The following is a 23789-nucleotide window of genomic DNA, read 5'->3' on the forward strand; positions in this document are numbered from 1 at the left end:
TAGTTGAATCTACTTGGATAGACAGCCTTTTTGTGTTCTTTGTATACTCACGTAGCTCCGCGCAATACTCCTCATTTACATTTTTTTACACACTCAAATATAAAGTAAAGTTAAAGTAGATTTGTAGTCATCGAGCAATCATAATTGGCGTATGCAAGAACACTTAGGTTATGAGGTGAATGATTTAGCATGCCAACGAAGCTATTTTTATCTTTACGGGGCAAGTTCATTATTTTATTTGCTTTGCTCATTACGGTTCCCTTCTTTATTAGCGGGTGGATTACCTACTATCAATATATCTCGAATGTTGAAGAGGATTCCCGCAGATATACGCGCCAAATTATTGAGCAGGTCCACATTAATCTTGATCGATATATGAAGGACATGGATCGCATTACGATGGCGCCTTACTATAACCAAAACGTAATGAATATTCTGAGAAAGCACCCAAGGCAAAGTAACTCCGTATTTGTGACTTCCGATGAATACAGCAAGATGAATTTGATGATTTCTTCACTCACCTTTGATAGAAGTGAGATAAGGAGCATCTTAATTTTTGCGCTTGACGGGAACTTGTTTAGCAATCTGGAGACTACCATTGATCGTTACTGGGAAGCTTCAAGCAACCCGTGGATGGCAGATGTTCAGAAGGGGGACGGTTCAATTGTTATATTGCCGCCTCATGACGCAGGCTACTATTTGGATGGCAAAGAAAGGGTCATTTCCATTGCACGTGTTGTTAGAGAAATCTCCACCAATGAATATTTGGGGATCGTGAAAGTTGATCTGACTGAGATGGGCTTCAAAAGCTTGTTAGATTCCACGAATTATAACGGCAAGAGTCAAATTTATATTTCGGATCGTAATGGTGTTGTGATCTACCCGATTGATGGGGGGGATATGGATAGTTCATTGAGTTGGAAGGAAATTAACAACAGCAAAGAACAAATTTCGGCAAAAGTAAGCTCTGAATTTACGGGTATGCAAGTGACGGGCTTTATTCCGAAAAGTGAGGTGACCGCGGGGGCTCGCAAGCTAGTGAGGTCTACGATTATCGTTTCGGTTATTTCGATGCTAGTTGCTTACCTCCTAGCCGTTGTAGCTTCAAGCCGATTAGTGAAGCCTATTCGACATCTTCAGAAGAAAATGAAGAAGGTGCAGATGGGTGATTTCGGGGAACGAGCTGAAGTCGCCTCCCATGATGAAATTGGCCATCTGACAGGCGGCTTTAACATGATGGTAACAGAAATCGAGCGCCTGATTAAAGAGGTGTATGAAAGCAAGCTTCGTGAAAAGGATGCCCAGCTATCGACGCTCGAGAGTCAAATTAATCCCCATTTCATCTACAATACGCTGGAATCGATCAACCTGATGGCTCTGGAGTCGAATCATCCTAAGCTATCAAGTGTTGTCGTCAGTTTAGGCAGGCTGCTGCGATTTACGGTAGATAAGGATGAGCGCCTTGTCTATCTGAAGGACGAGCTGCTATTCGTGGAATCCTATATTCAGATTCAGTCGTATCGATTAGGTGGACAGCTTCAGATGGAGCTTGATGTCGACATGGGGCATGAGGAGTATCTCGTTCCCAAATTAATGCTTCAGCCTCTGATCGAAAATGTCATTGAGCATGCCATGGAAGAGGACCCTGTCATCGTCCGAATCGCCACATATGTAGAAGAGGATCACTTTGTCATCACTGTTTCAGACGATGGTAAGGGGATTAGCGAGGAAAGAATGAGGCAGGTAGAAGCTCATATCTACAAGGAAAGCAACGAACACGGCGCAAGGGATGGCTTCGGATTCAAGAAGAAAGGCTTCGCACTGCGAAATGTTCACTGGCGAATCCGACTATTGTTCGGACCGGAATATGGGTTGTTTTTGGATAAAACCGATAGGCAGGGCACTCATTTTATTGTGAGAATTCCATTGCAGTGGGAAGGGGAATGACCAATGCTTCGAATTTTATTAGTTGAGGATGAGATTAATCTTCGGAATGGTTTTCGTCATTTACTTGAGTATATCATAGGCGGCGTTCAGGTAGTTGGGGGAATGTCCAATGGTGTGGAAGCGATTGAATGGCTGAAAACAAATACGACAGATGCCGTCATTACGGATATCCGTATGAAGGAAATGAACGGGATTGAGATGATGCGGAGGCTTAGTGACCAATACCCTGAACTGCCAGTTGTCATCGTTAGCGGGTACAGTGATTTTGAATATGCACGGGACGCACTAAGGTATCATGCTGCTGATTATTTATTGAAGCCTGTAGACAAGGCCGAACTAGCCATTGTTATAGATCGATTAAAGAAGGAGCTTCTCAAAAATAATCCCCTGCAAGCCGAAATTGCCACTTCTGCAAAGGAAGGGCAAGAGGAGCGGCAAATCATAAGAAAAGTTAAGGAGCTTATCGATAGTCATCTAGATCAGAACATCTCACTGCAATACTTGGCTGATCAGGTTTTCTTAAACCATAGATATTTGTCCGCATTGTTCAAGTCGGAAACGGGACAGAACCTATCGGAATACTTGACGCAGCGCCGAATAGAGAAGGCCAAGCAGCTATTAAAGACGACACATATGAAGGTTCAAGACATCGGAAGAATGTCGGGATATCCCAATGGCAAGTATTTCATGTCATTATTTAAGCAGGTCGTTGGGTTAACGCCATCAGAATTTCGAGACCAATAGGAGTACGAATATTCATGCAGATTTTAAAACCAATATCGATACAATTCGAACCTATTCTGAATTTTAGGCCATAAAAGAGCGGGTTCGTTTTCTTTATAATAAAGTTTGTAAACGTTTCACTGAAGCGGTTACATAATACAAATTAAAGGGGAACCCGAATATGAATAAAAAGTTTAGCTTACTTATGGGCACGCTGCTAGTCACAACATCAGTAGTAACTGCCTGCGGTACCAAAACAGATACGCCGGCAGCAACCGGAGCTGCAACAGCACCAAGTTCGTCAACAGAGGTGAAGGCGCAGAAGCCTGTTACACTGAAATTCAGTATATGGGGCAACGATACCCACAAGAAAATGTATGAGGATATGATTGCTAAATATAAAGAGAGTAACCCGAACATCAGCGTGGAGATTACGATCATTCCTTTTGCTGACTACCAGCAGAAACTATCGATCATGCAAGCATCGAATTCAGCTCCAGACGTCGCATGGCTCGCAGAACGTATGATTCCGCAATTCATTCAGGGCGGTCAGCTTCTTGAAGTAACTTCTTTGAAAGCGGATACGGCGTATAAATTTGATGAGGTATATCCGACAACGCTTGAATTGTTAACCAAAGACAGTAAAATCTATGGCATTCCATTTTCTACACCTACATCGATGATCTACTACAACAAAACGATGTTCAAAGCAAAAGGACTGGCAACGCCAACTGAGCTGTATAAGCAAGGGAAATGGAACTATGAGGAGTTCCTCAAAGCGGCCAAGACATTAGCTGACCCTGGAAAGGGTGTATATGGAACGAATTTTGTACGCAATGGCTGGACCAACTGGCCGGATGCCCTGCAAACCGTATTTAATTCATACGGTGCCGAACTGTTAAGCAAAGATGGTGCGAAGTTTACTTTGAACTCCAAAGAGGGCGAGCAGGCGCTTCAGTTGTATTCGGATATGATCTTCAAGGATAAAGTGCATCCGAAGCCAGGGGATCAAACGACGTTCGACACGGGGAAAATTGCCATGCAAAAGGAATTGTTCAGCTATATGGGTAAAGCTAAGGCGATCAAAGACTTCGAGTGGGATATCGCGCCATTGCCTCAGGGACCTAAAGGTGCGGGCACTACAATGGGATATGCTGGCGTTGTCGTTATGAAGGACAGTAAATTCCCGAAAGAAGCAACAGACTTCTTAAAATATATTACGAATAATGAGAATATGAACATTACGAGCCAATATTTCGTGCCAAGCCGCAAGTCGATTTTGGAATCGGAATCATTCCTGAAGCAAGGGCCATCACCTGAGAGTGTGAAGCTTGCCGTCATCGATCAAATGGTAGGCGCTACTACGTTGCCAGCTCACAAAAATTGGCAGCAAATTGATACCAAGATGCAAACGATTCTTGATTTGCTCTATGCGCAGTCGGGTACGGTGAAGGATGTATTGACCAAAGCCGAAAGTGAAGTAAGCCCGTTGCTCAAATAAAGAAACGTCACGGTAGTGGAGAAGTTAGAGGAGAAGGAAGGTCTGACCGCGAGTGATGACCGGATTCTGACTAGATGCCTGAGCATGAGTCACATCCCTTTTACTCGAAGCTTCTTGCACTGCTATGGATTTCGTGCGCTTATGGATCGAATAACTTACAGAGAACGGAGAGAAACAACATGGATTCCGCAGGTGCGAAATTGACCCCATCCCTGCAGACAGGGCAACCCGTTTCCATCAGGAAACGTGCCAAGAGCCGCCTTGCTTCAAGTGGGGCATGGTATGCATACTTATTTATTTCTCCGATGGTACTCGGATATATCATCTTCTTATTGATTCCAATTGTGGCTGCATTTGGCATGAGCTTCACCAATTACTCTCTCCTTCACGATACGGAATATGTAGGGTTGGATAACTACGAGAAAGCATTTCTGAACGACCCTTTATTTTGGAAGACGGTTTGGAACACATTGTACTTTTCGGCGGGGCTCATTCCCTTGAATTTGATGCTCGCGCTTGGTTTAGCACTTCTGTTAAATAGAAAAATACCAGGAATCAGCCTGTTTCGAACCGCTATATTCACGCCGGTAGTGACTTCGATCGTCGTATGGGCGATTGTGTGGAAATACATTTTTGCGACGGATGCTGGCTTGATCAATCAAATACTGCTGTTATTTAACATACAGGGACCCGCATGGCTTTACAATTTTGGCTTGGCGATGCCAGTAGTTATTGTAGTTAGCGTATTGAAGAATGTAGGTCTGAATATGGTGATTTTCCTTGCTGCGTTGCAGGAGGTTCCCAAAATGTACTACGAAGCTGCCAAGATTGACGGAGCCTCGCGCATGAGAACCTTCTGGAATATCACCTTCCCGATGATCTCACCAGCGTTTTTCCTGGCGCTTATCCTAACCTTAATCGGTTCGCTGAAGGTATTCTCCCAAATCCAAGTCATGACGGACGGTGGTCCAGGGACTAGCACCTATGTGCTTGTGTACTATATTTATCAGCAGGCGTTTAAGCAATTTGAATTCGGTTACGCATCTTCAATCGCTTTCATTTTGTTTTTCCTAGTGCTGATCTTGACCATCGTGCAATGGAATATGAGAAAGAGGTGGGTGCATCATGAACAATAACCAACAGGGTATACTTCGAAACCTGCCTATTTATACAGCGCTTTCCCTTATATCACTCGTTATCTTGTTTCCATTCCTGTGGATGATCACGACTTCACTTAAGGATCCGACTAAAATATTTCTGTTTCCGCCGCAATGGATTCCTGATCCCATTTCTTGGTCCAATTTTAAGCAGGTTTTCGTTAAACAGCCTGAGTTTCCTCTTTATTTCTTCAATAGCGCTTATATAGCCATCGTGGTTACCATAGCTACTTGCTTGTTTGCGGCACTGGCTGGGTATGCGTTTGGCAAGATGAATTTTCGTTTCAAAAATATCATCTTCCTCATCCTCCTGACCGGCATGATGATTCCGACGGAAGTAACGGCGATTCCGATGTTCGTGTGGATGTCTAAGCTGCATCTGACCGACACACACTTCCCGTTAATTGTTCCTTCCGTATTAGGTGCAGGCGGAATATTCGGCGTATTTTTACTTCGCCAATTTTTCATCATGGTACCCGATGAGCTGGAGGAAGCGGCGAAAATTGATGGCTGCACACCGTGGACAACATTCTGGCGTATCATGCTGCCGCTTTCTACGCCGGCGTTATCCACGCTCGCTATTTTTACATTTCTTCACAGCTGGGATAACTATTTCGATCCATTAATCTACATTAGCGATAATAAATTATTTACTTTACCTGTTGGACTCAAGTTATTCACGGATACGGCAGGGACAGATTGGCACTTATTGATGGCAGCCTCCGTTATGGCGACTGTTCCCCTATTGCTTGTGTTCTTTATCGCCCAGAAGCGATTTATCGAAGGTGTAGCATTGACTGGTTTGAAATAAGTAGAGAAGACAATCTACCATTAAAAAGGAGCAAGACTGATGCTAAAAAAAGCGATAGCCAGTTTGATATGTTTTATCATGGTGCTGAGCATTGTAGTCGTTGTTAAACCTAAACCTGCATCCGCTTTAGCGGGTTTTCCAATTTTCAAATATCAGGGGCAAGTCTTGGATCCACTGAAATTAAAGTATAATCCGACAGACGAGATTATATTTCCGCAGGTTATTAACGCGAGGGAACATATCGCGAATCCGTTAGGCAATTATTATTTGTACTATGCTCCTCACGATGCGCCAGGAGGAATTAATCTGGCTTATTCCGATTCCTTGGACGGGCCCTGGACGGAATACGAAGCTAACCCGTTAATTTCCAATGTTTGGTCTCCTAATTACAGTGTGTCGCATGTGTCCTCACCATATATGATATGGAACGATGCAGCACAGAAATATTACATGTATTACCATGGGGAAAATACGACGACAAGGGTTGCCTCAACCTTAGACGGCATCAACTTTACGTATGAGCAAAAAGCGCTTGGCACTAGTGATTTTGTTGGCTTGATGGAAACCTCCTATGCCAAGGTGTTCAAGTACACGATTCCCTCCAAAAATAATACTTACATCATGCTGCTGATGGGTAATACCACAGCGAATAAAAGAAACATTTATCTGGCATGGTCGAATGATGGTCTCAACTGGACAACACAAAAGAATCCATTGATTACTTCCAATGCATCTGAAGGAACCAACTTGTCCGGTCCCACTTATTTTCCATGGAATGGCAAGCATTATGTAGCTTACCATGCGTCTTCGGGCAATGTGCATATTACCGAGGTTGGTGCTAATTTTGACCTGGAGAATCATCTGGGCATACTGCATGACTCTGATGACGTGATTGACCGGGGACGAACAGCCTCGGCTAACTTTGTATATGACGGCGAAGACTTATACATGTTCTATGAGCAGGGCGACCGATTAGGCGGGGTGCTTGCCTATGCCAAGATGGACCCGAATGCAGTTGAGCCTATAGACGAGATACCTCCACTGCCGCCAGGCCCATTCAAATATTTTAATGACGATATGAATAAGTATTCACGAGGCTGGTCCAAATTGGTCAATGGCCCTGGTTCCGTAACGCAGGACAGCGGGAATGTGAAAATTATAGACGCGAGCACCGGTTTTTCAACGTATTTACTGAAATCCGATTTCACACCTATGGTGGGAGCCTTCACTGTAGAGTATAGAGCCAAGGTAAATGCGGCAAACACCATAAACGAATTTACAATCAGAAGTGGAAATTATCAGATTGGACTTTATTTAAAGTATGGCGCACAAGGTACGGCACAAAATAAAGCGAGCAGCCCAACAAAGACAACTACTTTGGATACAACCGTGTATCATGATTACAGAGTAGTTGTTCACGCTAATTATACCTATGACTTATACATTGACGGTCAACTAGCCTGGGCTGGAGCAGCCAGTTTAGGTACCGGCGGCAATGTGATGAAAATTGGCGGAGACACGTCTCCGATCGCTGATATTACATTGGATCATGTCAAAATGGGCAGTGGAGAAATCATTCCAGGAACAGCGGTTATTAATGCGGTATCACCCGTGGACGTGAATACGTATGTCAACGTTGCTCCAACATTGCCTTCAACCGTTTCTGTTACGTATAGTGACGAGTCGGTCGAAACGCTGCCAGTTACGTGGGACAGCCTAACACCTGTTCAATATGCGGCAGAAGGTACCTTTACTTTACAAGGAACTGTAGCGGGGACAGCCATACGAGCGGAGGCGCATATCACAGTAGGAGCTAGTCCGGCTGCTATTGTCAGCTTCGAGCCTAAATTGGTTACGACCGCTGTAGGTACAGCGCCAGTATTGCCTACTCAGGTGACTGCCGTGTATGATAATCAGTCTCAAAAATCACACCCTGTCATCTGGGATACTGTGGCACCCTCGCAATATGCGCAGGCAGGAAGCTTTGTTGTGTATGGTTCAGTAGAGGGGACAGATGTGAGAGCGGTGGCTCAAGTCACAGTTAATCCTAACCCAGTGATTGTTAGTATCCATCCGATTGGGGTGTTAACAACGAAAGGCATAGCTCCAGAGCTTCCTACAGTAGTAACAGTCGTGTATGATGATCAATCTACTTCATCGCAGTCCGTTACATGGGATTTCGTGGAGGCTTCCCAGTATGCTGGGGCAGGCTCGTTTGTCGTAAATGGGGATGTCGCAGGCACAAGCATTCGTGCAGTAGCGAATATTACGGTAACGGAAATTCCGGCTGTTATTTTAGCGATAGAGCCTGTTGCCGTAAGCACGACAACCGGGATAGCGCCGATATTACCGACGGTTGTAACGGCCGTATATGATAATCAGCTAACCTCACAGCTTCAGGTTGTTTGGGACAACATCGCTCCAAAGCTTTATGCACAAGTAGGTGCCTTTGTAGTTCAAGGATCAGTATCCGGAACTGCGCTGCAAGCGACTGCGAATATAACGGTGACAGCCAGTAAAGACAATGGGGGAAACACGGATGATGGCACGGACAATACGTCTAACGGATCGGGTAGCGGCGGCGGTATCATAACTGTACCTGTCAAAGAAGAGCCCAAGGATCCGAATACATCTACAGTTACCATCCAAGATCTAGACATGGTTAACGCCATTGAGGGAGCTACGAACGGAACGATAAGCTTAAGCGTTCCAGCAGAGTCGACAACGAAGAAGCTTGTCATACAAGTTCCCGTTGCGTTGCTGAACAAAGCGGATGCAAGCCAAGTGAAACAGATCGCATTCCATGCAGGGACCTCTAAGGTCATCCTACCTATTCAAGCATTGAAGCAACAGGCAGGGACAGATGCGAAGAATATTCAGGTTGTCGTAACGAACGTTGAACAAGGAGTGCTTTCCGAACAGGTAAGGCAGTCCATTGGGAGCGGCAGTGTATTTCAATTTGACTTGCAAGTGGATGGAAAGTCGATTAAGGATTTGCGTGCCGAGGTTGCCCACATAGCCCTCAACTATAAGCTGAAACCGGGTGAATCTCCAGAGAAAGTAATCGTAAGCTATGTGAACGCATCAGGGAAGTTAGAAGTTCTTGTGAATGGGGCATACAATGCAGCTACAGGACAAGTGGAGTTCTCAACTGCAGCGTTTGGCAACTATGCTGTATTCTACAAGGATGTTACCTTCCAAGACATCAGTGAAGTATCTTGGGCGCAAGCAAGTATTGACGCTTTGGCAGCGAGAGAAATAATCCGTGGTGTGAGTGAAACGAGCTTTGTACCGAATAGCCCGGTTACAAGAGCAGAATTCGTGACACTGCTGATAAGAGCCTTCGGCTTCGATCATGAACAAGCTACGTCAAACACCTTCTCAGACATTGATCAGGAAGATTGGTACTACAGCTCTACTACGACAGCTAGGCAGCTTGGTATCATAAGTGGCAGAGAAGATGGAAGCTTTGGTGCAGGGGATGAGATATCCAGACAAGATATGGCGGTTATGGCTTATCGCACCTTACTGGCGCTAAACGCAAGTATCCAGACGAATGCTGGCTCCAAGGTCTTTGACGATTGGGCTGAAATCTCGGATTATGCGGTAGAAGCAGTCAGCACCATGCAAAAAGCAGGTATCCTTGAAGGAAGTGATGGCAGCTTTATGCCGAACGAGAACACGACAAGAGCGCAAGCGGCTGTGATCATTTACCGTTTATTGACTAAGATAAAATAATAGAACGATCGACAACTAAAAAGGACTGCCGCCAAAGCTTCGAATTCACGAACCTTGGCGGCAGTCCTATATGGATTTGAATCCATGTTGTGTATTCCAATTTAAAAACTTGGGAAGGGATGCTAATCCCAACCCTACCCGATCACATTCACCGGCCGACCCTCTGCAAAACTCTGCGCATTACTGCTCGCAACAGCCATCAACCTAGCTCTAGCTTCCTTCGTTGCCCATGCGATATGAGGCGTAATGATCACATTATGCGCATGCAGCAAGGGAGTATCTGGCTTTGGCGGTTCAACTGTTAGTACATCAAGTCCAGCGCCTGCTAGGCGACCTTCATTCAGCGCCCGAGCCACATCCGCTTCGTTAAGCAATCCACCTCTGGCCGTATTAATCAGAATGGCCGACGGTTTCATCATAGCAATCCGTTCCGCATTGATCAGCTCATTCGTTGCAGGTGTCAATGGACAATGCAGACTAATCACATCAGCACGCTGCAGCAGCTCGTCAAGTGTTACCCATTCAATGCCTTCCACGGGTTGTGGCACAGTGCGGCCACTGCCAGTTGCAATGACCTTCATGCCCATCGCCCCAGCAATAAGCGCCGTTTGCTTGCCGATCTGGCCGAGACCAATCAGTCCCATCGTTTGACCGCTTAACTCTATGAGAGGAGAGACACTATAGCTGAAATCAACCGACCCAGCCCACTCCCCTTGAAGCACACTATCACTATGGCGCTGCACCCGATGGCAGAATTCCAATACGAGTGCAAAAACCAACTGTGCAACCGAATGCGTGCTATACGCAGGAACATTGGTCACTACAACACCGCGCTCTTTCGCGGCTTGGACATCTACGATATTGTAGCCAGTCGCCAAAACACCGACATATTTCAGCTTAGGAAGCTGCTCCAGCGTTTGCGCGGAGAGAGGTGTTTTGTTCGTTAGCACCATGTCAGCATGTGCGGCGCGTTCTACAATTTCGGACTCAGAGGTACGTTCATAGACCGTCAACTCGCCAAGCGCTTGTAAACCACTCCAGTTCAAATCGCCTGGATTTAACGTATAACCATCAAGTACAACAATGTTCATGACTCTACTCCTTCGTCGGTTTGCTTAGAGTACTCCCAAACTATTTTCTACTTCTTCACACCAGGCTCTTTAAAAGGGTTCAAAAACAGCTTCGGTATATGCGTCTCAAAACGCATTAACTTACCTGTCGTCGGGTGTAAAAAGGCCAGCACACGCGCATGCAAACCAAGTCGATTGATCTCTTTCGAATTGGAGCCATACTTTTTATCCCCAGCAACGGGGTGCCCGATATCCTGCATATGAACGCGAATCTGGTTTTTGCGGCCGGTCTCCAAATTCACTTCAAGCAGCGAAAAGCTCTTGTTCGCTTGCAGCGTTTTGTAATGTGTGACCGCATGCTGTCCGTCGTTGGGGTACGGTGTAGAGAACATTTTGAGCGATTTCGCATGTTCTTTGAGCCAAGAAGAAATCGTTCCCTCTGGCTTGCGCACCATGCCTTCCACTAGAGCCACATACGTCCGCTCCTTGACGCTCTCTTGCCACGTGTTTTGCAGGTGCTGCTGTGCCTGTTCGTTTTTGGCAAACATCATCACACCAGATGTGTCCCGATCTAGCCGATGAACGACAAAAATCCGCGCCTTCGGGTCATGATTCCGCACATGCGCCGTAAGTTGGCGATACGCCGTAATTTGATTTTCCTGCGTATCCGTTGCAATGGATAGAAGTCCTGCATCCTTTTGAATGACAATGACATCGTTATCTTCGTGCAAAATCGTCATACCAGCGAGCGGAATATCCTCGACGACTTTATCCTTGTTGATCGTGACCGTCATCTCTGGTTGCAAGGGGTAATTATAAGCCGTTACCGCTTTGCCATTCACTGCGACTTGTCCACGAGCGAGGATAGCTTTGACCGCATTTCGACCTAGACTTGATAGCTTTTCTAACAAAAAGGGTAGAAGCTCTGCAGCTTCCTTCACCGTATACTGGCGAGTGCTCGACTCCTGACCACCCTTAACTGCGCCTGCTTGCAACGAGTGGGTCTGCGCTTTCTGAGCACCGAATTTGGGCTTATGGCTAGGACTTCCTTTTGGACGTGAACCTTGTTTCTTTTGCATTAAAATACCTCCTAGTACGATGGCTTACCTTCCGGTCAGATCATTCGACCTCCAATATACCACGTTCATAAAAGCAAATGAAATGATCTACAGCTTTTGTAACGTACTCCCCGTGAAAAAATCCCCCTGCAGCCGCACATGCTCAAAAGGTAAATGCGGATTGGCAATCCGCCATAGCATGCGATCTGCTGCGCGATAGCCGGCCTCTCGAATCGGCAGCTGAGGGCGAGAACAGAGCGGCAGCGTATCGCTTTGCTCATTCAAGAGGGCAACCAGGGAGCATTGCTGAGGCACATTAACCCCTAATCGGCGAAGCGTGTGATAGACAGGCGCGGCTTCTTCATCAATGCCACAAATGACTGCCGTTGGCTGACGCAGCTGATACTTGCTCTCAAAATCCTGCAGCCACTTCTCCGAACCATCCCGCTCTACCGCGTGCTCACTCGGATCCACCGGCAAGCCAGCCTCTTTCATCGCTTCGGCAAAAGCCTGCCACCGAATAACGAATCCGCGTTGATCCTTCGTATCACCTACATAAAGGATGTTCCTGTGGCCCATTCGCACCAACCTTCGCACCGCCTGATAAACAGCCTCGTACACATCCCAAATGACACTGTCGACCCTAGACTCCGGTGGAGGAAAGTTCAACAAAATCCGCGGCAGCTGCAGTTCTAACAGTTTTTGCTCCAAGAGATCCCAATTCATCCTTGGTGCGATAAACACCCCCTCCGCATATAACAAACCTTCTTCTTCGGCCCAGTCATCAAATTGCGAGGGCTTCAATTTAGGTGGCATAAGCAGCGGTTGAACCGTGTGGCCAAATTCCATGAAGCGTTCATGCAAGCCTTGCAGCAACAAGCGATTGAAGTTCAAAGATTGCTTGTTCTGGACGAGCACGAACCTGCGTTGTACAACGGGATACGGTGAGATGAGATCTTGCTGAAGTGTTTGTTTCTGATCTTTGGTCATGTAGCCCAGCTCGCGTGCGAGTTTGAAAACTTCACTTCGTGTCTGCTCTGACATGCCAGGCAGTCCGCGGAGCGCTTTGGATACCGTTTGTATCGTTAAACCGAGCTGTGCGGCCAAATCGTGGAGTGTAATTCGTTTGCGCATACTTCTTAGATGCTCCTTTTCTGCTACCTTCTGTACCTCCAATTTTAAACTAAATTTAAACTAAAAAGAAGGTTAATTTTAAACTACACTAAGAGAGAAGCAAGGCATGGAGGACGCATTCGGAATACCAAACAATGGACCTAAGGGAGCGAAGTCAGATGATCAAACAGATAGAAGCAGATGTGGTTGTAGTAGGGGGAGGCCCAGCGGGTGTCAATGCGGCGATTGCAGCAGGGAGAAGCGGAGCCAAAACCGTTTTGATAGAGAAATACGGCTTTATTGGCGGCATGTCGACGGCTGCGTTGGTGTATCCTTGGATGACGTTTCATACAACGGATGGCAAACAAGTCATTGCAGGGCTCGCGCAAGAAATTATTGACCGCCTCATGGCGATGAACGCATCCCCGGGACATCTTCGGGATACCGTTGGTTTCGTGAATACGATCACACCGTACCACCCTGAAATATATAAAGTTCTTGCTGTGGATATGCTCAAAGAAGCGGGAGTTAAGCTGCTTTTCCATAGCTTTGTCGATCATGTGGAGACCGTGGACAATCGCATTCAATCGGTACAGTTGACGTCCAAATCCGGCCGAATTGATGTAAGTGGCAAAGTGTTTATCGATACAACAGGTGACGCTGATCTCGCGTATCTGTCTGGTGCGCCATGCCTCAAAGGGCGTGACGGCGATAAAGCAACACAGCCAATGACGATGAAATTCAGAATGCGGGGAGTGAATCTGCCTGCCGTGAAACAATACATGATTGACCACCCGGATGAGTTTTATAAAAAGACGCCTTTCTCCGAGCTCGCTGATCTCCCTCTTTCTGGTGTACTCGGCTATTTCAAACACTGGAAGGAAGCGAATCTTCCGATCAATCGCGATCAAGTGCTGTTCTTCACAGGTCCAGAGGACGACGAAGTACTGGTCAATACTACGCGTGTGCAGGGGCTGGATGGCACCAATGTGGAGGATTTGACAGAGGCCGAGGAGCTTGGTCGCAAACAGGTGTTGATGGTTGCTGAATTTATGCGCAATAACCTGCCAGGCTTCGAAAAAGCCTCCATCTCCAACGTTGGCGCACAAATTGGTATTCGTGAAACACGCCGGATCGATGGTCAATATGCGCTGCAAGTGGATGATGTTGTGCAGGGCCGTCATTTTGATGACGTTATCGCACGCAGCGGCTATCCGATCGACATCCACGATCCGTCCGGCAAAGGCGTAACCGCAGCTTGGGTCAAAGGGGACGGTGCCTACGACATCCCGTACCGCTGCCTGCTGCCGCAAAAAATCGAAAACCTGCTCACCGCAGGTCGCTGCATCTCCACCACGCATGAAGCGCTGGCGACTACGCGTCTTACGCCAAGCTGCATGGCCACGGGCCAAGCCGCAGGCTCTGCAGCAGGGCTCGCTGTGAAGCACGGCGTGCTCCCAGCGGAGATCAATGTAGCAGAACTACAGGCTGTCCTCGAGAAGGACGGAGCTTTGTTGAAGTAAGTAAGGCGTCCCGTCAATTTTAGCGTGAAAATATACAGTTAATTTCCTGCATATTTAGATTGAATCTACTTTAAATGGAAAACCTCCAGCTATTTTTCGGGTTCCTAGCGCTTTTGCGTAAAATCCCCGAAATTAACGGGAAGTTTTCCATTTATTTTACATTTTCATTCGAAAATTGTGAAATTAGCTGTATTTTTTCCAGTTAATCCTATGCCAGGACGGGACGGAGGTTGGGCACCCGAATACGCCCCCTCAAATCAGGGAACACTAGCACGTACATATCCAACGTGAGAGGCGGTTTCCTATGCTTTTATACCAATTAACGCAATGGTTCGAAGAACGCACCAGCCTACAGCAAGCGCTGCAACGTGAACCGGCAGAATCGGCCGGCGAAATCAGTAAGAAAATTCAAGAGGTCGAGCAGCAGCTTTACTCCCACGCCGAACGCTGGAAAAACGCCATCGAAGAAGCCTCCTACCTGCAATTCCCTTATGAAGTCCCCCATTTGGACGACGACATGGTTCTTTAATGATTTGTTATTTGCATAATCGCCACTAAAGTCGTCCCGCATGGGAGGGCTTACCTTTGTATTTCCGCGGTTTTCGTGTAGAATTAGTAGAGGTAGTTCAAATAGTCCACTTTTGAACACGAATTAGAAGGCACGATAACCCAGAATAGAACGAGGTTTTTTCCATATGAACGTACTTTTATCCACACTGAACGCCAAATTCATTCATACCTCCTTGGCTTTACGCTATCTGAAAGCGTTCTGCGAGAAGGATTTTGATGTTGAAATAACCGAATATACGATTAAAGATCCCGTTATGAATGTGGTCTCTGACATCTATCAGAAGGCGCCAGACGTGCTGGGCTTTTCCTGCTACATATGGAACATCGAAGAGACGATCAACATTATCAAAATGATCAAAAAAATCCGTCCCGAACTCATCATCGTCCTTGGTGGACCTGAGGTTTCTTATGACACGGATTACTGGATGGAGCGCATCCCTGAGGTGGATTTCATCGTCATGGGCGAAGGGGAAGAGACCTTCCACCAGCTGCTGACAGAGATCTCAACAACGCGCAAATACCACTTCGTCTACGGCGTTGCCTACCGCAAGGAGCAAGAAGTGATCCTGATGCCGGGCAGACCGAAGTTGAAGCTGGATGATATCCCGTCGCCACATCGCTTCAAGGAAGATCTTCCGAGTTTAGCGAATCGTGTTGTCTACTTCGAGACGAGCCGTGGTTGTCCGTTTTCCTGCCAATTCTGCCTATCGAGTATCGAGGTGGGTGTGCGGTATTTTGACATGGAGCGGACCAAGGCGGATCTGCTGTACCTGATTGATTCGGGCGCAAAGTTGATCAAATTCGTGGATCGTACGTTTAATATTAAACGGGATTATGCGATGGAAATCTTTGAATTCCTTATTCAAAATCACCGTGGCACTGTGTTCCAGTTCGAGATTACGGCGGACATTATGCGTCCTGAAGTGTTTGATTATTTGGCTGAAAATGCTCCTCCGGGTACGTTCCGTTTCGAGATCGGCGTGCAATCGACGAATGACACGACGAATGACCTCGTACAGCGGAGACAGAACTTCTTCAAGCTGAGCCGTACCGTGTCTAAGGTGAAAAACAGTCTCAAAATCGATCAGCATCTCGATCTGATTGCCGGACTGCCAGAAGAGGATTATAACTCGTTCCGTAAGACATTTAACGACGTTTTCGAGCTAGGACCGGAAGAGCTGCAACTTGGCTTCCTCAAAATGCTGCGCGGAACAGGCATGCGTAAAGATGCTCATAAATATGGCTATAAGTATATGGATCACGCACCTTACGAGATTCTCGGCAACGACATCTTGCCATTCACCGACTTGATTCGCATCAAGCGCGTGGAGGATGTGCTCGAGAAATATTGGAACGCTCACCGGATGGATTATACGGTGAAGCATCTCATCGCGAAAGAATTCGCATCCGCGTTCGACTTCTTCCAAGAATTCGGCGACTTCTGGGAAGGCCGCGGCTGGCAGAAGATCGGGCATCAGCTCGAGGATCTGTTCACTCGCTTACGTGAGTTCCTGTTGCATCGCGGCACTACCAACATGCACATCATCGAAGGCCTGATGAAGCTTGATTACTTCCTGGGCCATAAATATAAGCCGCGCAAAATCTGGTGGGACTTCACCTTGGAGAAGTCTGAACAGAATGCGTACCTCAAACTGCTTGCGGAGCAGCCTGAGCTCGTCAGCGGAGATTTCCAGAGCCTCCGCATCAATGAGAAAGACCTCCACAAGCATGCAATGCTTGAGGTATTGCCGTTCGCTTTGCAGACGTATCTGCAAAGCGGCCAACTCGACGAAAGCAGCAAGGAGCTGCTTGTCGTTCACTTCCCGCCGGATGCGCAGAAGCCGGCGTCCTACTACACGATGCCGCTGCAGCAGCTGGCAACGATCTAACCTTCCATTCCCCTTCACGCCTAGCGTGAGGGGGATTTTTTCGTGGGAAACGATTGAACACGCGCCCATATGGGTAATCTAGGGTAGTTAAAGCAGTTTGAGACTGAGAGGAGAGCTGACTATGATCGAAACGAAAAAAACACAACTCGAAGGACAAATCATTCAAGTGCTGAACGCCAATCAGGTGTGCTCCTTTGCGACGATTGACGGTAATAAGCCGAAGGTGCGGTATATGGCTTTGTTTCACGATGGGCTGGAGATTTATTTAACGACGAGTAAGAAAACAGATAAAGTTGAAGAACTCCAAGATAATCCCCATGTGCATATTCTTGTGGGATATGACGGTAAGTCTACGCCGAACATTTTGCAAATCCAAGCTACGGCTAAGATCTCTTCGGACAATGCGCTGCGCGAGAAGTTGTGGAAAGATGATATGAAGGAATGGTTTGAGGGGCCGCACGATCCTAACTATGTCGTGATGGACATTTCTCCGTCCTATATTGAATATTCGAGCAAAGGTTCTGAGCCCCAAATTTGGACGAAATAACGCCTTCTCGTAGCCTACTGAACATTTCCCTAAAAAATCCATTGACCACAGGCAAGGTTCAGTGATAAGATTATAAAAATTTACCTATGGATCAATTAAAGGAGAGACTTTGAGCATAGCTCAAAGATCCCTATATTTAGGAGGAAATGTAAAGTGGCTACGTATTATATGGAACCATCGCGTACGTTTAGTGAGTTTCTGTTGATTCCTAATCTAACGACGAAGGATTGTACACCGGCAAATGTTAAGCTGAAGACTCCGTTAGTCAAGTTTAATAAGGGTGAGGAGCCTGCCATCTCCCTGAATATCCCGTTTTCTTCTGCTGTCATGCAAGCCGTATCCGATGATGGAATGGCTATTGCATTGGCGCGTAGTGGCGGGATTTCGTTCATTTTTGGCTCTCAGTCGATTGAAGAGCAAGCACTGATGGTACGCAAGGTAAAAGGGTACAAGGCTGGTTTCGTCGTAAGCCGCTCCAACCTGACGCCTGAGCATTCGCTTAGTGATGTGCTAGCTTTGAAAGAAGAGACAGGTCACTCGACCGTTGCGATCACCGATGATGGCACAGCGAGCGGAAAATTGCTGGGGATCGTAACAGGCCGTGACTATCGTAGAAGCCGTGATCTGCTAGATCGTAAGATTTCGGAGTTCATGACACCTTTTGAAAAATTAATTTATGGCAAGTCCGGCATATCCCTCTCGGAAGCTAATAATCTGATCTGGGATCACAAGCTGAACTGCTTACCGATTGTGGACGATAACGGGAATCTCGATACGCTTGTATTCCGTAAGGATTATGACGAGCACAAAGAGAATCCGATGGAGCTGCTTGATAAAAATAAAAGCTATATTGTTGGCGCTGGAATCAACACGAAGGATTATTTGGAGAGAGTACCGGCACTTGTTGAAGCGGGCGTAGATATTCTTGTGATCGATTCTTCCGACGGTTACAGCGAATGGCAGTATGAGACTGTACAGTATGTGAAACAGAATTTTGATGTGAAAATTGGTGCCGGTAACGTTGTTGATCGTGAAGGATTCCGGTATCTTGTAGAGTCAGGTGCTGACTTTATTAAAGTGGGGATCGGCGGCGGTTCCATCTGTATTACGCGGGAACAAAAGGGTATTGGCCGCGGCCAAGCTTCCTCTGTGATGGAAGTTGTTGAAGCGAGAGATGAATACTTCAGAGAAACAGGTACGTATATTCCGATCTGTTCCGATGGTGGTATCGTACACGACTACCACGTGACACTTGCTTTGGCGATGGGTGCTGACTTCGTTATGCTGGGCAGATATTTTGCTCGTTTCGATGAGAGTCCGACAAGAAAGCTTAAAGTGGGTAACAACTTCGTGAAAGAATACTGGGGCGAAGGCTCCAATCGTGCCCGTAACTGGCAGCGTTATGATACAGGCGGCAAGAGCAAGCTTCTGTTCGAAGAAGGCGTGGATTCCTACGTTCCTTATGCGGGAAGTCTGCAAGAAAACTTGGACAAAACGTTGGGTAAAATCAAATCCACGATGTGCAACTGTGGTTCCTTGACGCTGGACGAGTTGAAAGCTAATGCGAGAATTGCTCTCGTATCGGCAACCAGCCTAGTTGAAGGCGGAGCACATGACGTCATCCTCAAAGAAAGCAGCCTTTCGGAAGAATAGGTTAGCTGTGATAAATAAAAAGCTCTCTGACAGTGTCCGTCAACCGCGGCTGCTATCAGAGAGCTTTTTTCATTTTAGCTTACGAAATTTATGGTAAGTAGCTGCGAATCATTGTCATGTTGCCCTCAAGTGAGTAGCTGCCTAGATCAGCTGGAAGCAAGAAACAGTCACCAGGCTTCGTCGCAATTTGACCATCTGCCCATTGCAGTGTCCCGTTGCCATCCGCGATGACAAGAATAACGAAGCTGTCTGGCGTAGTAGTAAGCTCCCATTGCGGTCCTACAAGACCTTTTTCCACGGTGAAAAAAGGAGAAGATGCGAGCGTCAACCATGTGCCTGCTTCCGCCAAATCCGTCTTCATACGCGTGGAGCCTGATCCTTCATACGCGATGACATTGAGGGAATCCTCGATGTGCAGCTCACGCATTTTGCCATCCAAGCCTGGACGGTTGTAATCATACAAACGGTACGTTGTGTCCGAGTTTTGTTGAATTTCTGCTACGAGTACCCCCGCACCTAGTGCGTGGACCGTACCAGCAGGTATGTAGAAGGAGTCTCCGGCTTCGACAGGAACTTCTTGCAAGCAATCCATAATGCGGTTCTCCGCAATCGCTTCTGCAAGGCTTTCCCGTGTTACGCCTTCTTTCATGCCATATATAATTTTAGCGCCTGGCTTAGCATCAAGAATGTACCACATTTCTGTTTTGCCAAGTTCACCAGCCGCGAGGTTCTCGTAGTGATCATTGGGATGAACTTGTACGGATAGATCGTCTTCACAATCTAGCAGTTTAATCAATAGTGGAAAACGGCCATTTTTCTCGGAAAATCCTTTTGAGCCGAACAGCGTTTTGCCATATTTCTCACGAATTTCGTCCAGACCTAAGCCAGCTAATTCGCCGTTGATTACTTTCGTCGTTCCGTTTGGGTGATCGCCGATCATCCAGCCTTCACCGATCGCGCCTTCTGGCAGCTCAAAGCCGAATCGTTCGAGGGTTCTGCCTCCCCAAACACGTTCTTTCATTTCAGGTTGAAATTGCAGCGGGTATGATTTCAAAACAATCCCTACTTTCTCCTAGTCTATTCTAGCAATCTGTCATTTATACCACTCTAGCATTATATCATGCGACTATCTTTTTTCTAGAGCCAAGAGATACGGCGCGGAGGCGCTCCGATTGGCAAATTGATACCGCAGCACTTGAAACGCTGCGAGCGGCAAGCTCTCCGCCCAGCGCTCGACCGCTGCGGCTTCTTCAGACCCGCCATCGTGCCCACTGTACAGCACGATGGTCACGATTCCACCTTTGCGCAGCAGTCGGAGGGCAGCTTCAAGAGCAGGGATCGTCGATGCCTGCTCTGTGATGATGGTTGTATCGGCTCCTGGCAAGTAGCCGAGGTTGAAGGTGACCGCGGCGACCTTGCCGTGGCGGTCTTGCGGCACCGCCGCTTCCATGAGCGCATGGCTGCATAAGCTCATGGTTACTCGGGCGTCTGGCAGCTCTTTGGCCAGACGCTGCTGCGTTTGATCCAGCGCGGCCTGCTGGATATCGAAGCCGTAGACGCTGCCGCGAGCGCCTACGAGCTTCGCCATGAACAAGGCGTCTACGCCAGTGCCAAGCGTGGCATCAATAACGGTATCACCAGGCCCGACACGTTGTCCGATTAGTTGGTGTACATAACTCAGAACTGAAACAAATCCCATGTATAGAGTGCCTCCAATGATTGCTTACTAACGCATGTCTCGACAATTTCCCAGGAAATAAGGAACGAGAGGACGTTGTATTTCAGGCATGTCTAGTATGCAGTAACGCCTTCAACACTTTCTTTCCCAGCCCAATACTTCCCTTGCCATGTATTTCGCTCCGTCAGTAATTTATCAAAAGCGTTCAACACTTCCCACTTCTTGAGGCTCCACATCGGTCCGATCAGCAGATCCCGCGGGGCATCTCCTGTGAGTCGATGAACGATCATCTCTGGCGGCAATATTTCCAACGTATCCACGATCAGCTTCACATACTCATCTTTCTCCAAGAACTGCAATAAACCAGCTTCGTATTGTTTCACCATTGGTGTTTTGCGCATGAGATGCAAAAGATGGATCTTGATACCTTGTACATCCATTTGAGCGACAGCTTTCCCTGTATCTAGCATCATCTCATGGGTTTCTCCAGGCAAGCCATAAATAATGTGTGCACACACACGAATATTATGTTTGCGCAATTTGGCTACAGCATCTAGATAACATTGGGTATCATGGGCGCGATTGATGAGCACGGAAGTGGATTCATGGACGGTTTGTAGCCCCATTTCCACCCATAAATAAGTGCGCTGATTCAATTCAGCTAGATATTCAATGACATCATCTGGCAAGCAATCTGGCCGCGTGGCGATAGACAAGCCGACGACGCCAGGCTGCTTCAAAATCTCTTCATAATACTCCCGCAGCTCTTCAACGGGCGCATAGGTATTCGTGTAAGCTTGGAAATAGCCAATATAGTTGGCTTCGGGCCATTTTTGATGCTGAAGATCACGGATCTTGTTAAATTGTGTGACCAGATCGTCGCGGCGACTTCCTGCGAAATCTCCTGATCCACGTGCACTGCAGAAGGTGCATCCGCCTGTTGCAATTTTGCCATCGCGATTCGGACATGTGAAACCAGCATCCAGCATGACTTTGAATACTTTACCACCTAGATTCTCGCGCATTTCATAATTCCATGTATGGAAACGTTTATCTCCCCAAAGCTGAGGTGATTCCTGAATCATTGTAGACATAGGACATGTATCCTTTCTTTCGTTGCTTCGCTTTCTTTCAACCTATATTGTAGCGAAATTTACACATGAAAGCGACCCCTGCCTTTCCAACAAGTTCCCCGATAAAACCACTCAACTACGAGCATGATAACTTTGCACCACAATTTCGAGCTGAGAGGGGAAATGAACTACATGAAAAAGTTTCGTACGATAACTTTGGCGGTAGCATTGACAACAGCTTTAAGTATGGGGGCAGCAGGTGTTCAGGCAACGCATATGGATACCGGTAATGCGGTCGGAACGGGAGCACCAATTGGGACACTGGGGACTGGGGCAACGGGGACTACGGCACCAACGGGCTACACAGGAAGCAACTATGATGCCACTTCACCAGGAATGGGGCTTGGGACGGGCGTCAGCAGTTTTAGCGGAAATGGGACGAATGGTGTTTATAATGGGAATCTAACGACTCCTAATTCGTACTCTGGCTATGGAACAACCGGGAGAGGCACTGGCGTTATGGACCATATGAATGGATATGGAACGAATCCAGTTGAAAGAGGGGCTAACGCGGTTGAGAGAGGTGTCGAACGCGGAGCCAATGCGGTTGAGCGGGGTGTGGATCGCAGCGCCAACATGGTTGAAAGAATGAGCACGAAAAGCATATCTACAACCCCTCCAAACACTTATGGTAAAACTTATCGTGCGACTTCAACGACAAGTACTTCTAAGGGTATGAATTGGGGTTGGTTAGGTCTAGTAGGTTTATTGGGCTTAGCGGGACTACGAAGCAATAACAGAGGAAGAGACGAAAGCTACAAATAAATATCTTCTAAGAGCGAAGCACCTTCCATTTCGGAGGGTGTTTTCTTTCATTCTTCCATTCATCTACTAGAGGAAAGTTTTGATTTTTTTTATAGAATCGTCTATGATTTGTATTCGAAAGCATGTACGTGTAGGAGGCAAATGAAGAATGCGTTTACGGGGCAGAAAAGGTATCAGAGAAGATATAGAACGTCAAAAAGAACTCGTTGTATTAAATGCCAAAGATTATAAGGGCAAATGGTCCGAGTTGTTCGGAAACAATAACCCGATTCATGCCGAGCTAGGTATGGGCAAAGGGCGCTTTATTAGTGAAATGAGCAAGAAATATCCGAATATCAATTTCATTGGTGTGGATATGTATGATGAATTGATTCGCAAGGCAAGTGAGAAAGCTAAGGTTGCACATGAAATTACCGTGGAAAATGAAGAAGATGCGGTGCTTAGCATTCCAAACTTAAGGCTGATGTTGTTCAATATCGAGCATATTGAAGAAGCATTTGCTGAAGGCGAGCTAGAGCGCGTGTATTTGAATTTTAGTGATCCATGGCCCAAGAAGAAGCATGCGCGCAGACGTCTAACGCATCCAGGTTTTGTTGCCAAATATCAACAAATTCTGAACGCCAAGGGCGAAATTCATTTGAAAACCGATTCGCAATCCTTATTCGAATTTTCCTTGAATTCTTTTGCGGATATGGGACTAAGAATGCGCAATATTTCGCTGAATCTTCACGTGGATGGCATTCATCCGGATCATGTGATGACGGAGTACGAAACGAAATTCGCAGGACAAGGCATGAATATTCACCGTCTTGAAGTTGTGATCGGACAAGAGGCATTGTCATCACATCAAGAGCAGTTGAAGGAAGCCGCTGCATCCGCCTTAGCCGCTGAATCGAAAGAATCAGCTGAATAA

General features: G+C 46.8%; 18 protein-coding genes and 2 pseudogenes. 13 read left to right on the top strand and 7 right to left on the bottom strand.

Features of this window, described 5'->3' with window-relative positions; all coding sequences use genetic code 11:
- Positions 1–189 precede the first annotated feature (189 nt).
- The 5 genes and pseudogenes from GC096_RS14665 to GC096_RS14685 all read left to right on the top strand — a co-directional run.
- Positions 190–1947: a sensor histidine kinase gene (locus tag GC096_RS14665; protein WP_171631178.1), complete on the top strand. Its 1758-nt coding sequence runs from the start codon at positions 190–192 to the stop codon at positions 1945–1947.
- Between the two features lie 3 nt (positions 1948–1950).
- Positions 1951–2691 (top strand): response regulator transcription factor, encoded by a 741-nt coding sequence (locus GC096_RS14670; protein ID WP_171631180.1) that lies wholly within the window; start codon positions 1951–1953, stop codon positions 2689–2691.
- A 160-nt stretch (positions 2692–2851) separates the two neighbouring features.
- Complete coding sequence (locus GC096_RS14675) at positions 2852–4171, top strand: ABC transporter substrate-binding protein (protein WP_171631182.1); 1320 nt, start codon at positions 2852–2854, stop codon at positions 4169–4171.
- A 179-nt stretch (positions 4172–4350) separates the two neighbouring features.
- Complete coding sequence (locus GC096_RS14680) at positions 4351–5307, top strand: carbohydrate ABC transporter permease (RefSeq protein ID WP_171631183.1); 957 nt, start codon at positions 4351–4353, stop codon at positions 5305–5307.
- An 82-nt stretch (positions 5308–5389) separates the two neighbouring features.
- A pseudogene (locus tag GC096_RS14685) lies at positions 5390–6094 on the top strand (carbohydrate ABC transporter permease); the annotation flags it as partial.
- Here the strand turns inward: GC096_RS14685 and GC096_RS39555 are convergent.
- Positions 6085–6153, bottom strand: a pseudogene (locus GC096_RS39555) (hypothetical protein); the annotation flags it as partial. The pseudogenes GC096_RS14685 and GC096_RS39555 sit on opposite strands and share 10 nt — an antisense overlap.
- Positions 6154–6178: 25 nt before the next feature.
- Here GC096_RS39555 and GC096_RS14690 point away from each other — a divergent pair.
- Positions 6179–9877, top strand: coding sequence for an Ig-like domain-containing protein (locus GC096_RS14690; protein WP_171631187.1), 3699 nt, complete (start codon positions 6179–6181; stop codon positions 9875–9877).
- A 134-nt stretch (positions 9878–10011) separates the two neighbouring features.
- Here GC096_RS14690 and GC096_RS14695 read toward each other — a convergent pair whose 3' ends face one another.
- The 3 genes from GC096_RS14695 to GC096_RS14705 all read right to left on the bottom strand — a co-directional run bounded on the left by GC096_RS14695 (position 10012) and on the right by GC096_RS14705 (position 13139).
- A complete protein-coding gene (locus GC096_RS14695) occupies positions 10012–10968 on the bottom strand; it encodes a D-2-hydroxyacid dehydrogenase (protein ID WP_171631189.1) in 957 nt (318 codons plus the stop codon).
- A 47-nt stretch (positions 10969–11015) separates the two neighbouring features.
- Positions 11016–12026: an RluA family pseudouridine synthase gene (locus GC096_RS14700; protein ID WP_171631190.1), complete on the bottom strand. Its 1011-nt coding sequence runs from the start codon at positions 12024–12026 to the stop codon at positions 11016–11018.
- A gap of 87 nt (positions 12027–12113) precedes the next feature.
- Complete coding sequence (locus GC096_RS14705; protein ID WP_171631192.1) at positions 12114–13139, bottom strand: LacI family DNA-binding transcriptional regulator; 1026 nt, start codon at positions 13137–13139, stop codon at positions 12114–12116.
- A gap of 158 nt (positions 13140–13297) precedes the next feature.
- Between GC096_RS14705 and GC096_RS14710 the strand changes: the two genes are divergently transcribed.
- The 5 genes from GC096_RS14710 (at position 13298) to GC096_RS14730 (ending at position 19300) form a co-directional block, all read left to right on the top strand.
- Positions 13298–14641 (top strand): FAD-dependent oxidoreductase, encoded by a 1344-nt coding sequence (locus GC096_RS14710; protein WP_171631194.1) that lies wholly within the window; start codon positions 13298–13300, stop codon positions 14639–14641.
- Between the two features lie 304 nt (positions 14642–14945).
- Entirely contained in the window at positions 14946–15170 is a 225-nt protein-coding gene (locus GC096_RS14715; RefSeq protein ID WP_171631196.1) for a hypothetical protein, read from the top strand.
- 166 nt (positions 15171–15336) lie between these two features.
- Positions 15337–17100: a B12-binding domain-containing radical SAM protein gene (locus GC096_RS14720; protein ID WP_171631197.1), complete on the top strand. Its 1764-nt coding sequence runs from the start codon at positions 15337–15339 to the stop codon at positions 17098–17100.
- 121 nt (positions 17101–17221) lie between these two features.
- Positions 17222–17647, top strand: coding sequence for a pyridoxamine 5'-phosphate oxidase family protein (locus GC096_RS14725; RefSeq protein WP_171631198.1), 426 nt, complete (start codon positions 17222–17224; stop codon positions 17645–17647).
- Positions 17648–17800: 153 nt separating this feature from the next.
- On the top strand, positions 17801–19300 hold the full coding sequence (locus GC096_RS14730) for an IMP dehydrogenase (protein ID WP_171631199.1): 1500 nt from the start codon (positions 17801–17803) through the stop codon (positions 19298–19300).
- Positions 19301–19388: 88 nt separating this feature from the next.
- On the opposite strand, the gene GC096_RS14735 is transcribed toward GC096_RS14730, so the two are convergent.
- The 3 genes from GC096_RS14735 to mnmL all read right to left on the bottom strand — a co-directional run bounded on the left by GC096_RS14735 (position 19389) and on the right by mnmL (position 22072).
- The gene (locus tag GC096_RS14735) at positions 19389–20354 is read right to left on the bottom strand and encodes a type I phosphomannose isomerase catalytic subunit (protein ID WP_246302756.1); all 966 of its coding nucleotides are present in this window, start codon (positions 20352–20354) and stop codon (positions 19389–19391) included.
- A gap of 72 nt (positions 20355–20426) precedes the next feature.
- A complete protein-coding gene (gene mnmM / locus GC096_RS14740; RefSeq protein WP_171631200.1) occupies positions 20427–20999 on the bottom strand; it encodes a tRNA 5-(aminomethyl)-2-thiouridylate-methyltransferase MnmM in 573 nt (190 codons plus the stop codon).
- A 92-nt stretch (positions 21000–21091) separates the two neighbouring features.
- Positions 21092–22072, bottom strand: a complete 981-nt coding sequence (mnmL, locus tag GC096_RS14745; RefSeq protein ID WP_171631201.1) for a tRNA modification radical SAM protein MnmL/YtqA — start codon at positions 22070–22072, stop codon at positions 21092–21094.
- A gap of 171 nt (positions 22073–22243) precedes the next feature.
- Here mnmL and GC096_RS14750 point away from each other — a divergent pair, with 171 nt between their 5' ends.
- On the top strand, positions 22244–22876 hold the full coding sequence (locus GC096_RS14750; RefSeq protein WP_171631202.1) for a WGxxGxxG family protein: 633 nt from the start codon (positions 22244–22246) through the stop codon (positions 22874–22876).
- A 148-nt stretch (positions 22877–23024) separates the two neighbouring features.
- Positions 23025–23789, top strand: coding sequence for a tRNA (guanosine(46)-N7)-methyltransferase TrmB (trmB, locus tag GC096_RS14755; protein WP_171631203.1), 765 nt, complete (start codon positions 23025–23027; stop codon positions 23787–23789).

The sequence above is a fragment of the Paenibacillus plantarum genome (assembly GCF_013141695.1).
Lineage (GTDB): Bacteria > Bacillota > Bacilli > Paenibacillales > NBRC-103111 > Paenibacillus_E > Paenibacillus_E plantarum.